This is a genomic window from Capnocytophaga sp. ARDL2, assembly GCF_041530365.1.
Classification (GTDB): Bacteria; Bacteroidota; Bacteroidia; order Flavobacteriales; family Flavobacteriaceae; genus Flavobacterium.
The window spans coordinates 615,098-630,010 of sequence record NZ_CP168034.1 but is presented as its reverse complement, the minus strand read 5'-3'; the positions used below and the strand labels follow the sequence as shown (position 1 = coordinate 630,010).

At 34.1% G+C, this 14,913-nt stretch carries 9 protein-coding genes and 1 pseudogene; 2 read left to right on the top strand and 8 right to left on the bottom strand.

What is annotated here, in order from left to right; all coding sequences use genetic code 11:
- The first annotated feature begins 174 nt into the window (after nt 1-174).
- Both AB4865_RS03125 and pheS read left to right on the top strand, forming a co-directional pair.
- On the top strand, nt 175-531 hold the full coding sequence (locus AB4865_RS03125) for a hypothetical protein (RefSeq protein ID WP_372474276.1): 357 nt from the start codon (nt 175-177) through the stop codon (nt 529-531).
- Between the two features lie 56 nt (nt 532-587).
- Nucleotides 588-1,607: a phenylalanine--tRNA ligase subunit alpha gene (gene pheS / locus AB4865_RS03120; protein ID WP_372474275.1), complete on the top strand. Its 1,020-nt coding sequence runs from the start codon at nt 588-590 to the stop codon at nt 1,605-1,607.
- Between the two features lie 39 nt (nt 1,608-1,646).
- Here the strand turns inward: pheS and purD are convergent, their stop codons facing one another.
- The 8 genes and pseudogenes from purD to AB4865_RS03080 form a co-directional block, all read right to left on the bottom strand.
- Nucleotides 1,647-2,921 carry a phosphoribosylamine--glycine ligase gene (gene purD, locus AB4865_RS03115; RefSeq protein WP_372474274.1) on the bottom strand — a complete coding sequence of 425 codons (1,275 nt, stop codon included), beginning with the start codon at nt 2,919-2,921 and terminating at the stop codon, nt 1,647-1,649.
- Nucleotides 2,922-2,951: 30 nt separating this feature from the next.
- Nucleotides 2,952-4,289, bottom strand: coding sequence for an exopolysaccharide biosynthesis polyprenyl glycosylphosphotransferase (locus tag AB4865_RS03110; RefSeq protein WP_372474273.1), 1,338 nt, complete (start codon nt 4,287-4,289; stop codon nt 2,952-2,954).
- A gap of 4 nt (nt 4,290-4,293) precedes the next feature.
- A complete protein-coding gene (locus AB4865_RS03105) occupies nt 4,294-5,277 on the bottom strand; it encodes a UDP-glucuronic acid decarboxylase family protein (protein ID WP_372474272.1) in 984 nt (327 codons plus the stop codon).
- Nucleotides 5,278-5,379: 102 nt separating this feature from the next.
- On the bottom strand, nt 5,380-7,020 hold the full coding sequence (locus AB4865_RS03100; RefSeq protein WP_372474271.1) for a RagB/SusD family nutrient uptake outer membrane protein: 1,641 nt from the start codon (nt 7,018-7,020) through the stop codon (nt 5,380-5,382).
- Between the two features lie 22 nt (nt 7,021-7,042).
- Entirely contained in the window at nt 7,043-10,108 is a 3,066-nt protein-coding gene (locus tag AB4865_RS03095) for a SusC/RagA family TonB-linked outer membrane protein (protein WP_372474270.1), read from the bottom strand.
- Nucleotides 10,109-10,383: 275 nt separating this feature from the next.
- Nucleotides 10,384-10,785, bottom strand: coding sequence for a hypothetical protein (locus AB4865_RS03090; protein WP_372474925.1), 402 nt, complete (start codon nt 10,783-10,785; stop codon nt 10,384-10,386).
- A pseudogene (locus AB4865_RS03085) lies at nt 10,785-11,316 on the bottom strand (IS982 family transposase); the annotation flags it as partial. The pseudogene AB4865_RS03085 and the gene AB4865_RS03090, both read right to left, overlap by 1 nt.
- 407 nt (nt 11,317-11,723) lie before the next feature.
- Nucleotides 11,724-14,879: an efflux RND transporter permease subunit gene (locus AB4865_RS03080; RefSeq protein ID WP_372474269.1), complete on the bottom strand. Its 3,156-nt coding sequence runs from the start codon at nt 14,877-14,879 to the stop codon at nt 11,724-11,726.
- Nucleotides 14,880-14,913 lie beyond the last annotated feature (34 nt).

Here is a 14,913-nt window from a genome sequence, read left to right as displayed (position 1 = left end):
TTTTACTTTTTTACCTAATGTTATTTCTTGTCCTATCATAAAAAACAGACCTTATTTCAAAATAAGTGCTACACATAATACTAAAATATTTTTCATTTTGTCAATAAAATTTGATTTTCTTTCAATTTAGTACTTTGTACATTATTCTCTATCTTTGCCACAACAAAAAAAATTATGGCAAGAGACGAACAATTGAAACAACGCTGGGAAACATTACAACAAAAAATTTCTGAACAATTTGGAGATGGAGAAACCTTGGATTTGGAGGGAATCATCTACCTTATCGGCGTGCAAGAATTAGGACAATACAAGAGAAAATTTAAAAAAGACGATAAAGTAAATCTGATGCATATTGCGATTTGCAGACTACTCGAACCCTTTGGTTATTACAGCTTTAGTCATTTTGATCAAGACGGTTGGCCTCATTACAATATGGTAGAACAATTGCCTATGCTAAAAGCGGGCGAACAAAGTGTGTTAATGAAAGAAGCTGTGGTTCAGTATTTTTTGGAAAAAGAATACATTTCTTAACGAAAACAAACTAAAAAAAACGTATTTTTGCACCCTGATTTACAAAATGTAATCTCATGATAGATAAAATAAAACAATTACTCAAAGAAGTTGAAAATTTCCAAATTACAAACAAAGAGACAATGGAGTCTTTGCGTTTGAAATACTTATCAAAAAAAGGAATTTTGACCGATTTATTTGCCGAATTTAAAAATGTACCCAACGATCAAAAAAAATCGTTTGGACAGGCGATTAATACGCTGAAAAATTTGGTAGAAAACAAGATAAAAGACGCTCAAGAACAATTGGACAATCAAAACAGTGCCTATGCGATTTACGGAGATCTTACGCGTCCAGGTTTTGCACAAAACATTGGAGGAAGACACCCTATCTCATTGGTAAAAAATCAAGTAATTGACATCTTTTCTTCTATCGGATTTAATGTTTCGGAAGGTCCAGAGATTGAGGATGATTGGCACAATTTCGAGGCGTTGAACTTTCCTGCACACCATCCTGCAAGAGATATGCAAGATACTTTCTTTGTGCAGACCAATCCAGAGTATTTGTTGCGTACGCACACTTCGTCTGTGCAAGTGAGATACATGGAAAACAATCAACCGCCGATTCGTACGATTTCGCCAGGGAGAGTATTTAGAAACGAAGCGATTTCTTCGCGTTCGCACTGCATTTTCCACCAAGTAGAGGGATTGTATATCGACAAAGATGTATCGTTTGCCGATTTGAAACAGACCTTGTTGTACTTTACAAAAGAGATGTTTGGCAAATCAAAAATCCGTTTGCGTCCGTCGTATTTCCCATTTACTGAGCCGAGTGCTGAAGTAGATGTGTATTGGGGATTAAAAACCGAAACAGACTATCGCATTACCAAAGGTACAGGATGGCTCGAAATCATGGGATGTGGAATGGTTGACCCTAATGTATTGAAAGCATCAAATATCAACCCTGAGGAATATTCAGGATTTGCTTTTGGAATGGGATTGGAGCGTATGGCGATGCTGTTGTATCAAATCGGAGACATTCGTATGTATTTTGAAAACGACGTACGCTTTTTGGAGCAATTTAAATCTAACTTTTAATATAAAAAAACACCGCCTTTTGAGCGGTGTTTTTGTTTTTTATAAGTCAAATCCTAAATCAGTTCTGAAATACTTTCCTTCAAAATCGATTTTATCTACATTTTCATACGATTGCTTTAGTGCATCTCTAAATGTTTCGCCATACGAAGTTATCGCCAATACACGACCTCCGCTTGTTACCACTTTACCGTCTTTTTCGGTAGTACCTGCGTGAAATACGATAGAATTTTGCACATTTTTGATTCCTGTGATTACTTTTCCTTTTTCATAATCTTCTGGATATCCACCTGATACAATCATAACAGTTGTCGCTGCTCTTTCGTCGATTTCCAAGGTTGCTTGGTCAAGGGTTTGGTTGCTCAATGCATCAAATAACTCTACAATATCCGATTTGATACGAGGCATTACTACTTCTGTTTCTGGGTCTCCCATACGCACATTGTATTCGATTACATAAGGCTCATCCCCTACTTTTATCAATCCGATAAAAACAAACCCTTTGTAAGTAATATTGTCTTTTTGCAATCCTTCTATTGTAGGCTTGATAATTTTTTCTTCTATTTTTTTCATCAAAGCCTCATCTACAAATGGCACTGGAGAAATTGCTCCCATTCCTCCTGTGTTCAAACCTGTATCGCCCTCTCCTATTCGCTTATAATCTTTGGCTGTTGGCAATACTTTGTAGCTTTTTCCGTCAGTCAACACAAAACAAGACAACTCTATTCCATCCAAAAATTCTTCAACCACTACTTTTGAAGATGCATTACCAAATTTTGCATCCACCAACATATTTCTCAATTCTTGTTGAGCTTCTGCCAAATTATAGATAATCAACACCCCTTTTCCTGCTGCCAAACCATCGGCTTTTAACACATAAGGAGCTGATAATGTAGTTAAGAATTCACATCCTTGTTCTACCGTTTCTTTAGTAAACGATTGGTATCTTGCAGTAGGAATATTGTGTTTTTGTAAAAATTGTTTCGCAAAATCTTTACTTCCTTCCAATTGAGCTCCAACTTTAGATGGTCCAATTACTGGAATAGATTTCAATTGGCTATCCTCAGCAAAAAAATCGTAAATTCCGTTTACCAATGGTTCTTCAGGACCTACTACGACCATATTTACCCCATTGTTTAAAACAAACTCTTTTACCTTTTGAAAATCATTTGGATTTAATAATACATTTTCAGCAATTTGCAAAGTCCCTGCATTTCCAGGAGCTACAAACAATTTTTCACAACGATTGCTTTGCAATATTTTCCATGCCAAGGCGTGTTCTCTTCCTCCAGAACCCAACAATAATATTTTTTTCATATTTTGTATATTTTGTACAAATTTACAGTATTAATAAGCATTTTCATCTCCCAACAACATATTTTTTATTGTCAAAAAGACGATTTTTATATCCATCCATAACGACCATTTTTCTATGTAAAATATATCGTATTTCACACGGTTGATAATGGTCTCTTTTGAGGTAATTTCCCCTCTATATCCGTGTGTCTGTGCCATCCCAGTGATTCCAGGTTTTACAAAATGTCTCAACTTGTATCGATAAACTTGTTTTTCGTATTTTTCTGTGAGTTTGAGCATGTGAGGTCGTGAACCACAAACAGACATATTTCCAATAAAAACATTGAAAAATTGAGGCATTTCATCGAGAGAGGTTTTTCTTAATAATTTCCCCACTTTTGTTACACGAGAGTCATTTTTATTGGCTTGTAATGTATGAGCTTCCTTATTTACATACATCGAACGAAATTTGTAGCAATCAAACTCTTTGTAATACAATCCATTTCGCTTTTGTTTGAAAATAACTGGTCCCTTTGAATCCAATTTTATCAACAAAGCAATCAATGGAAACAACCAAGACATGATAAATACGATGACTAAAATCGAAAATAGTATATCAAATAATCGCTTTATAAATCGGTTAAACGAATTATGCAAAGGTGTTTTATACTCTGAAATAATCGGAATATTTCCGTAAAATTGAATATTTTTTGATTTAATAATTATTTCTTTTTCACTTGGAATATATTTTAAATTGATAAAATAATTATCCGTAAACAAAATGATTTGTTTCAATTGATTGACATCAAAGTCACTCAAAGAAACGTAAATTTCGTCAATTTTTTCATGTTTTACTATTTCTTCTAATGTTTCGATTGAAAATTCGTTTAATGCATGTTTTAAATTATATCCATATATTTTTTTTGTAGTAAAAAATCTATTGAGTTGTTGTGTGCGTTCATCTTTACCAATAGTCAAAACCACACGATTATTTCCATTGAAATATTTTCTAAAATATCTAAGAGAAAAAAAAGTAATTAATTTAAACCCCAAGATAAACAATAACACCCAACTGAAAAATTTCAATAAAAAATTTAATTCTATGGAAAAATTAATCAGTGTATCAAAACAAAATATCAAAAGAGCAAATAAAGAAAACTGTTTACTACTTTTGATAAAAATTTCTTTTAAACTCGTAAATCTATAAACTTCATAATACGAAGTTAGCATTGAAACCACCAGCCAAACAATTATAACAGTGGCTGAATAAAAGTAAAAAAAATGATAGTTTAATAGGTAGTTTAAAACGAATAACAACACCAGAAGGTCGTAACAGATAGTAATTGTACGAATGTATTTTGAATAACGACCTAAGGAAAATGTACTCATTTATTTAATATATATATTTTGAAAAATCTTTATGTGCTTCTTTATTTAGCTCTTCTGATGACAAACTTTTAAAATAGTCAAAAGTCAATTTCAATCCTTCAGAGCGACCTACTTTTGGTTCCCAATTGAGCAATTGTATAGCTAAAGAAATATCTGGTTTTCGTTGTAATGGATCGTTTACAGGCAACGGTTTATTTACTATTTCAACCTCTTTTCCTGCCAATTGAGCAATTTCTTTCACAAATTCGTTTATAGTGATTTCTTCTGGATTACCAATATTTACAGGCAAGTGATAATCACTCATCAACAATCTAAAAATACCTTCTATTTGATCGTCTATATAGCAAAACGAACGCGTTTGATTTCCATCACCAAACACTGTGAGTGGTTCGTTGCGTAAAATTTGCCCCATAAAAGCAGGAATAACCCTACCATCATTTACACGCATACGAGGACCATAGGTGTTGAAAATCCTTACAATACGTGTTTCCAAACCGTGAAACGTATGATATGCCATCGTCAGTGATTCTTGAAAGCGTTTGGCTTCGTCATATACTCCACGAGGTCCGATAGCATTTACATTTCCATAATAATCTTCCGTCTGTGGATGCACCAGTGGATCACCATATACTTCAGATGTTGACGCTATGAGAATACGAGCTTTTTTCACTCTTGCTAAACCTAAAAGATTATGAGTCCCAAGCGAACTCACCTTCAATGTCTGAATCGGAATTTTTAGATAATCTATAGGGCTTGCAGGAGAAGCGAAATGCAGTATATAATCGAGGTGATTGGGTATGTGTACAAATTTGGTTACATCGTGCTGATGAAATTCAAAATGTGGATGCGAAAACAAGTGTTGGATATTTTTCAAATCGCCAGTGATAAGGTTATCCATACCAATAACGTACATACCCTCTTTAATAAATCTATCACAAAGATGCGAACCAATAAACCCAGCAGCACCAGTAATCAACACACGTTTCATAATTTAAAATTAAAACACAAATATACTATTAAAAATAAAACAAAATAATGCAAAACAAAAAAAACCACCTCAAAAGAGGCGGTTTTTTTATAATAATAAATATTAATATCCAGGGTTTTGATCAGCAGAATTTATTTTTGAATTACCATTCAACTCTACCTGTGGAATAGGTAGTGTCATTTTATGACTTGTTACAGGTAAACTACAAGATACCAAGCCTTCACAATCTCTACTGTATCTTACAAATCCTTCTGAACCTGCTTTAGCTCCTAAACGCTTCATATCTAAATAACGATGCCCTTCAAATGCCAATTCAACTCTTCTTTCTTTCAAAATCATATTGAACGCATCTTGTTTGCTAACAGGAGCTACTAAATTAATTTTAGAATAATCAATGCTACGCTGATGTCTTATTGTATATAAAACATTATAAACACTTGAATAATTACCTACTATATCATCAGGATCAATAGCTACGGGAACTGTTCCTAGTGGTTGATTTAACTCAACCATGGCTTCAGCCATTGTCAACAAGATATCTGATGCTCTAATCAAAGGAACGTCGTTGGCTAAATTATTTCCTACCAAACCTCTAAATTTACCAATCAACAATACATCTTCTCCTTTATACTGTGAAACAGGTGCTGTATCGTAATTTAGTAATACTTTTGTACCTTTATTGTCTGGAAACACACCTGAAGGTAATAAATTCACTGTATATCTAACATCATTTCTTGCTTTAGAAAAATCATACTCTCCAACAGGTGCACCTTTATCTAAATTATCCAATTCGTTGTACAAAGATCTCCCCATTTCATAGATAGGAGACCCATCACTTGAAGCTCTAACGGTATACCAAGTACTTACTGGACGAGGTCCTGTATTTAATGTAGATTTCATAACAAAAATAGACTCGTCAAATTCTCCCATCGAACCATCTCTTTTGAACATCTCTTGGTACTCTGACTGACCAATTGCTCTCTTACCTATCAAAGCATCTTTAGAATAGTCAACTACTTTTTGCCAATCAGAAGGTGTTTTAGCAACCATTGCATACAACTTAGCTCTAATTGCATTGATCATATTCAAATTCACATAATATGAAGAAGTCCCCCAAGAACTACGAGAGTCTGTTGCTTTCTTCAAATCTGCCATAATAAAATCAACAACATCTTTCACATTGTTTCTTGGCAAACTATAAGAATAATCTGCAGGAGGAACGTGATCTAATATTATGATAGATTCTCCTTTATCATTCTTATAATCTGGAGTAAAATAAGAGAACAACTTGTAATGTGCATAAGCTCTCAAAACATAAATTTCAGCTAACGCATTTTTAAAATCTAATTTTTCATTTTGATTAGTAGTTGCGTCTAAAAGTTTAATTGCAGTAGCCTCTAATCTATTCAATCTATTGATCATTAAATAATAAGACCCCCACAAGTTTGAAGCATAACTAGAACCTGGCTCCATAAAGAAATTATACTCACCTCTCAATAAACCTTGTCCTCCATTCTCCAAACCAATCGCTATTTCATCAGTAAATACAGAGTTAAATTCTATTTCTGTCCCTACAGGAATTGATGAATACACGGTATTTAACCCAGAAACAATGTCAGCTGCTGTTCTGAAAGCATCGGTATCAACGTTTACCTCTCCTTTTTGAACGATATCATAAGCATCAGTACAAGAAGTAGCTAAAGTACCTAATGCTAACATTGCTATTATTAATTTATTTTTCATCTTTTTTAAATTTAAATTATTATTAGAAAGACACCTCTACACCAAATGAAACTGTTTTTGGAGTAGGATACTGTGAATAATCTGAAGATCTAAAAGATTCCGCATCCCAACCTTTCCATTTTGTCCATGTATATAAGTTTTCTGCTTGTGCAAAAACTCTCAACCCTGACAATTTTAAATGTGTTAGCTGTTGAGGTCTGAAATTATATCCTAAAGACAAATATCTCAAACGCACATAAGAAGCATCTTTCAAGAATCTATCTGAATATGCTTGATAATCGTAATTCGTAGCTTTCAAAGATGGAATCGTTCCATTTGTATTTGTAGACGACCAATAATCTAATATATCTGCAGACACATTAAAGTTTCCTAAGTTTCTCGGATCCATCAATGATTGATAATCAGAATCATATCTATACACATCTTTTACAAAAGTAAAGTTTGCATTCACAAACCAACCTTTATACTCAGCATCCAATCCAAATGCACCTTGATATTTAGGAATGAAAGATTTTCCTGTAAATACACGATCGGTATTTTTAAATGTTTCTACTTTATTACCATCTTTGTCGTAGAACAACAAATTACCATTTTCTGGATTCACTCCTGCGTATTTTACCAAGTAAAACTGTCCATACGAATCACCTTCGCGTAATGTAGTACGCCCTCCATTCCATACCGCTCCGTTCTCATCTGGAGATGCCAATTTCAAGATTTCATTTTTGTTGTAAGATCCATTCGCATTCAAAGTTACTCTCAAGTCATTCTTTCTTACTACATCTCCTGCCAAAACCAACTCAACCCCACTATTTCTCATAGAACCAATATTATCATTGATAGATGTAGTTCCGTGAATAGCTGACACTGGTCTTCCTTGATACAAATCTTTGGTTGTTTTTTGGTATAAATCAACAGTACCTCTCAAACGATTATTCCAAAATCCGAAATCAATACCCACATTGGCTTGTTCAATAGTTTCCCACTGCAAATTAATATTAGGAATATTTGTTATTAAAATCGCTGGTTTATCAAAATATGAACTACCACTTAACTGATAAGATTCTCTAAATAAACCACTCGCTCCAAAAACACCTGTTCCTAAAATATCTTGATTACCAGCTGTACCATAAGAAGCTCTCAATTTCAAAGCAGTTACTGTCTCAGAGTTTTTCAAGAATTCTTCTCTATCTAAATTCCAACGTCCAGACACTGACCAGAAAGTTCCCCATCTATTTACTTCTGAGAAACGGAAAGAAGCATCACGTCTAATAGTTGCACTAAATCCGTATTTAGATTTATAATCATAATCTAAAGAACCTAAATATGAAAACAACCCTGCTGTCGCCACTCCTTTAGAAATAGACGGCACATAAAAATCATTATCTTTTCCATCACGAATCCAACCTGTTCCATAAGCAGGACCTGAAAAATATGGATGTAAACCATTTTGAGTCAAAGATGATGAATTTGAAAAAGCTCTCAAATATTCTAAATATACTCCTGCTCTTAAATCGTGTCCTCCTTCAAACTCTTTCCCCCATTTCAAATTAGAAATCGTATTAAAGATTGCTTGACTAAGATTAGACTCTGATTCAAAACCACCATAATCTTGATTTTCTTCTTTATACAATTCAGCATTGAATGAACGAGGAGACTCATATCTAACCCCTCTTGTTGCCGTATAATCTAAACCAAAAGAAACACCAGTAGAGAAGTTTCTTCCTAAATCATAATTTAACTGTCCGTTAGCAATAGATTTAATTTCATCTGTGTAATTCACAAAATGTGTTAATAAATCTTCAATCAAAAAAGGTGCTAATTTCACAAAATTACTATTATTAGCCGTATTGTAGATCTTTACAATAGATTTATAAGAATCATTAGGATCATAACGATTAATATTAAAATACGGTGCACCTCTCAATGCCGCAACTGTCGGATTTTGATTAACATAACCTTGACCTAAGCCTACTGCTTGATTTGAACGAGAATAATTAAAAGTCAACCCTGTGCTAAATGTCAACCTTCTGTCTTTAGAACGACCATTCAAATTGTTTCTAAAGTTAAATCTTTTCAAATCTGTATTTCTCAAAATACCCTCCTGTTGGTTAAAACCAATTGAAGTAAATTGTCCTAAATTAGAAGATCCAGAAGCAAAAGACAAAGTATGAGACTGAGCTATTCCTTGTCTAAAGAATTGATCTATCCAATCTGTATTAATCGCTTCATTTATTTCTTTTGTTGTCCAATTTCTAGTTTTCAATCGTCCTGATTCATTATCTAATTTCATCAAAGCTTGAGAATCCAATAAATCGTATTTATGTTTTTGAATAGTAGAAAGAGATGTTAAACCAGCATACTTCACTTGCAAATCTTGTTCAAAGTTTGCTCTTTTTGTAGTAACAACAATTACCCCATTAGCACCACGATTTCCGTAGATTGAAGTTGCTCCAGCATCTTTCAATACTGTAATATTTTCAATATCATTTGGATTTATACTTCTAAAATTAGCTCCGTTCATTTGCACTCCATCAACCACAAACAACGGCTCAATATTACCATTAATCGAACCAATACCACGCAAAAGAACTAATGAGTTTGATGAACCAGGTTGCCCAGATCCTGTAGCAATATTCAAACCTGGCACTTGCCCTTGTAAAGTTTGTACAAACGATGCGTTTGGTCTTCCCTCAATCGTTTTTGAAGAAACAACCGAATTGGCTGTGTTTGATTTTTCATTTGCAATTGTTCGATAAGAGTCAATTACAATACCTCGTAGCTCTTCTCCTTCATCATCATAAGGAAGAGTAAAATTTAAAACAGCTGAAGAACCTACTGTCATAATTTGAGTTTTATAACCCATCATCGAAACAGAAATTTTGTCTCCAACCTTAACATTTAATTTATAAGCACCGTCTTCATCAGTACTTATACCTTCTGATGTACCGACAATCTCAACAGACACTCCTTCTAATGGAAATCCGTCGGTGTCTTTCACAATACCAGATACCTGCTTAGTTTGAGCAAAACCTATTTGCACAAACATCACAAGTACCATAGTAAAAAACCATGTAAACTTTGATTTCATATTAATAAAATTGAATTTAGTTATCACGCAAATTTATATATTTATTTTTCATTAACAAATATTATCGATACTTCTTTACACTCCTTTATTACTTAAAAGGTCTTTAAAAAACACAATACACACTGAAATACAACACTTTAAACATTATTAGTCAATAAAAAAATTAACATTTATATCTTCTATTTATTTAGGATATAGATTAAAAAACATATTATTCAATAAAAAACACACAACTATCTCAAAAACAAAAACTTATAATATCTTATTGTATATCATTATATTAAATTACAAAAACTTTCCACTTTTAATATATCACTCCCACACTCAATCACCCCCCTCGTATGAGGGGGTTTTTCTTTATCGCATATTGTATGATGATTACATACTAATGATGATGAACTCTGATCTTGGTAATGGATTGAGTTGGCTTTGATTTGATCTCGCAATTCTTTTTCCAATGCTCTGAATTTGGCTACTTGTTTCTCACTCCCTACTTTTTGTACAGAGGTATCGTAGTATTTCTTTGACAAGGCATTCTCTCCTACATGTTCCAAGGTTTGTACATAGCAGTAGTAATACTCCTCTGAAATCGCTTCTGATCCGTACTTTGCAAACAACTGACCATAGTATTTATTTGCTTCGGCATACAAAGCATTAAAATAATATGAATTAGCCAATTTTGAATTTGAGAACTAACATCTTTTAAATAGTGAACATCATGAACAGATGCTGGAGTCATATCTAAACTTTGCACGACTCCTTCTATAGAACAGATAATGTGTAATTTATAACCAAAATAATGTAACTTCTGACTGGCACAAAAACCATAATCAGGATATGAAAAATCTTCGTCTCTACAAATTTTACTTCTCATTGCTCTAGCATTTTCACATATTTTCAAAGGCATACTATCAATTACAAAATAGCTTTCCTTTTTATTAAAACACATTGCAAGTTTTTCCCTAATCTGATTTATATGATAAAAAAGATTTCGTTTTCTTTTGTTGTAAACACTCCTTTCTATTTTTGGTTTTCAAAGAATTAGGTAGTTTTCTAAACAGTTGCATTTCACTATCAATACTTAAATATTCAGCAGTTAAATTCAAACTCACAAGTTCTAAATCACTCATTTTTGGCTTTCTCCTTTGATAAGGGAAAAGCTGATGAGGGAAAAACTTTTTTAAAACTTCTAAAACTCTTTCGTATATTTAGCTTCGTTGAATCTTAGATTTGTCCTAAGTTATTCATTTTTGATTTGTTTTAGCGAACTAAATATACTGTTTTTCAGTTAAATGAACAACTTTTTTTTATTTATTTCATAATGCACAATGGGTTAATATAATATAAATCTCAACGCCCATTTACTCCTTGCTTTCATATAGACAATTGCTCCCTACAATTGCCTGAATTTCTAGCAAAAAGCAAATAAACACTTATATTTTAGACAACAAAAAAAGTAACTCATTTGAGTTACTTTTTTACAATCAACTTATAAACAATTGATTTTCAAAGGAAATTTTTCACTGTCAATAATTTCAGCACAAAAAACTAACTTTCTTGTATTTCAGTTACATAACTATTTTTTTTGTTTAGTCTGTTTAAAAACATTGTTATTTTAATTTAAACTTACTTCCTCTTCCTCATAATCCGCTTCCATTAGCTCTGCGTAATTTATTTTTTCGCTTTTACCAAATCGACGGCTCATACTGTCAAATAGCGAATATACTACAGGTACGATTACCAAAGTAAGAAACAAGGATGATATCAAACCACCGATGATTACAATCGCCAATCCTCGGTTGATATCAGCTCCATCTCCTTGTGCCATTGCAATAGGTATCATCGCAATTACCATCGCAATCGTCGTCATCAAAATCGGACGGAAACGGGCTTGGTTTGCAGCTACCAAGGCATCGTAAGTACTGGCTCCTTCGGCTTTTTTGGCATTGGCAAAGTCTACCAACATAATGGCATTCTTAGCTACCAATCCAATCAACATGATAATACCCAATATAGTAAAAATATTCAAGGTCTGATTGGTCAACGCCAACAACAACAAAGCTCCGATGAATGACAATGGTATCGACATCAATACGATAAATGGCGTAGAGAAACTGTCATACAAGGTTACCATTACCAAATATACCAACAATACGGATGCAAGTAAGGCTACTCCCAATGTACCAAATCCTTCTTGTTGGTTTTCCATATTTCCTCCCCACATAAAGGCAACACCTGGTTTTAATTCCAATTTATCAAATTGCTCTTTCCATTCCTCGGCAATAGTTCCGGCTGGTCTTCCTACTACTTTTGCTTGTACAGATACCGATGGAGATTTGTCTCTTCGTTCCAACAATGTTGGCCCTGAGCTAAACGATACATCGGCAAATTGCTCCAATGTAATACTTTGCCCTTGTGGATTGATAAATTTTAGATTTCGTACATCTTCGACACTTCCTCTTTTGTTTTCATCGTATTTGATATTGATGTCAAACTCAGAGTTTCCTGTTCGGAATTTGGCGTCTGTATTTCCAGAAAAGGCATTTTGCATCACCCCTCCTACTGTAGCTACATTCAATCCCAAAGAAGTCATCTTATCTCTATCTACTCTTACATTGATTTCTGGATTTCCGTCTTCAGAAGTCAATTTCACCTCTGTAGCTCCTGGAATATTTCTCAACATATCAGCTACTTTATTGGCATACAACATCGCATCTTCTTGTGTAGTACCAATCACAGTAAGGTTCAATGGTGCTTGTTCTGCTCCCATAATACCCATTTCTACCGTTTTTATCTTTGCACCCAATAATTGTGGTTCTAATTCTCTTTTCAACTTGGCTGCATATACATCGGTAGGGATTTTTTTGCTATGCCCATCTTCCAAGAAAATATGTACCTCTGATTTATATTTCGTTCCTGAAGTTGCCCCCATACCATCAGACGATTGTCCTACGGTTGTAATCGTACGCACTACTTCTGGTTTGTTTACCAATATTTTTTCCAATCGTTGAGTTACAAAATTGGTTTCTTCTAATGAAGCGTCTTTGTTTAACTCTAATTGTACCAAAAATTCTCCTTTGTCATTTCCTGGAAAAAAATCCGAACCTATATATCCTTTGGCTGGTAACATAAGAGAAGCAACAAACAATACAATAGTAATCAACAAGGTAATTACTTTGTTTTTACGACTATCCAAACTCCATTTCAAAATTCCTGAAATCCAGTTGGTTAATTTGGTTAGTCCTGCTTCAAAATAATACAATATACTTCCAAAGAATGAATTTTTATTGATATGTGCCAATTTTCCAAATCGCGAATACAACCACGGCACTACAGTAAATGATACCAACAATGACAACAATGTAGAAACTACTACAGTAACACAGAATTGTCTCAAAATGTTTGACACCAAGCCCGATGAAACGGCAATCGGTAAGAATACTACCACGATAACCAAGGTAATCGCCGTAACGGTAAATCCGATTTCTGTGGCTCCGTCGTAAGCAGCTCTTACTTTGTTTTTACCCATTTCCAAGTGGCGGTGAATGTTTTCGATTACCACAATGGCATCGTCCACCAAAATACCAACTACAAGCGAAAGTCCGAGTAAAGACATCAAGTTGAGTGTATAGCCCATCAGATTCAATCCGATGAAAGTGGCAATCAACGACAACGGAATCGCAACAATTGCAATGGCTGCATCACGCAAACTGTGTAAGAAAAACAGCATAATTACCGCTACCAATACGACAGCCAAAAACAAGTCGAACATCACATTGTTTGCCGATTTGATAGTGTAATCTGTGGTATCGTTTGCCAAGGTCACTTTCACCCCTTGCTGTGCATATTCTTGTTCTACTTTGGCTATGCTTTCTTTTACCAAATTGGAAACCTCAACGGCATTGGCATCTGATTGCTTATAGACATTCATCAAAATGGTATTTTTCTGATCGATACGAGCGATTTTCGTAATTTCTTTGATACCATCTTGTACATCAGCTACATCCGAAAGACGAATCATTCCTCCGTATGGTGTGGTGATAGGCAAATTTCTCAATTCGTCTATGGTACTAATTTTTCCCGACAAACGAATGGTGGTTTGATTTTCTCTGGTTTGAATATTTCCCGTTGGAAAATCCATATTCGACATTTGAATGACTTGCTTAATTTGCGGAATCGTCAATCCGTATCCTTGTAATCGTTCTGGGTAAATGCTTACTTGAATTTCTCTTTGTTCACCTCCCAATAAATCGGTTTTCGCTACACCGTTTAATCGTGAGAAAATCGGTTGAATTTTTTCATCTAAGAGATTGTACAAATCTTTTTCTGTTAAATTGGAAGTAACCGAAAGGTTCATAATCGGCAAATCATCCAAAGAGAATTTATTCAACGAAGGTGTTTTGGCATCGTCGGGCAAATCATTGGCAATGGCGTTGATTTTTCGTTGAGCATCTGTCAACAAATAATTGACATCGGCACCGGTGTTTAGGGTAATCATTACCACCGAAACACTCTCCATTGATTTTGATTCGATTTTCTTTACACTTTCGAGCGAAGAAACGGCGTCTTCGATTTTTTTAGTTACGGAATTTTCAACTTCCGATGGAGCTGCTCCTGGATAAACGGTTTGAATACTGATTACATTGGTTTCAAACTTTGGAATCAACTCGTAGCCCATTTGTGTGTAAGAAAACAATCCTCCTAAAGTAAGTATGATAAACAATACAATAATCACACTTGGGCGTTTGATAGATATTTCTGATATTTTCATTTGAAAATAATTTTATTTTATGTTTAATTTTGTC

Excerpts from the sequence above, each read along its gene's own strand:
- AB4865_RS03105 (WP_372474272.1), bottom strand. The coding sequence starts at position 5,277 with ATGAAACGTGTGTTGATTACTGGTGCTGCTGGGTTTATTGGTTCGCAT.
- AB4865_RS03080 (WP_372474269.1), bottom strand. The coding sequence starts at position 14,879 with ATGAAAATATCAGAAATATCTATCAAACGCCCAAGTGTGATTATTGTA.
- AB4865_RS03110 (WP_372474273.1), bottom strand. The coding sequence starts at position 4,289 with ATGAGTACATTTTCCTTAGGTCGTTATTCAAAATACATTCGTACAATT.
- AB4865_RS03095 (WP_372474270.1), bottom strand. The coding sequence starts at position 10,108 with ATGAAATCAAAGTTTACATGGTTTTTTACTATGGTACTTGTGATGTTT.
- AB4865_RS03125 (WP_372474276.1), top strand. The coding sequence starts at position 175 with ATGGCAAGAGACGAACAATTGAAACAACGCTGGGAAACATTACAACAA.
- purD (WP_372474274.1), bottom strand. The coding sequence starts at position 2,921 with ATGAAAAAAATATTATTGTTGGGTTCTGGAGGAAGAGAACACGCCTTG.
- pheS (WP_372474275.1), top strand. The coding sequence starts at position 588 with ATGATAGATAAAATAAAACAATTACTCAAAGAAGTTGAAAATTTCCAA.
- AB4865_RS03100 (WP_372474271.1), bottom strand. The coding sequence starts at position 7,020 with ATGAAAAATAAATTAATAATAGCAATGTTAGCATTAGGTACTTTAGCT.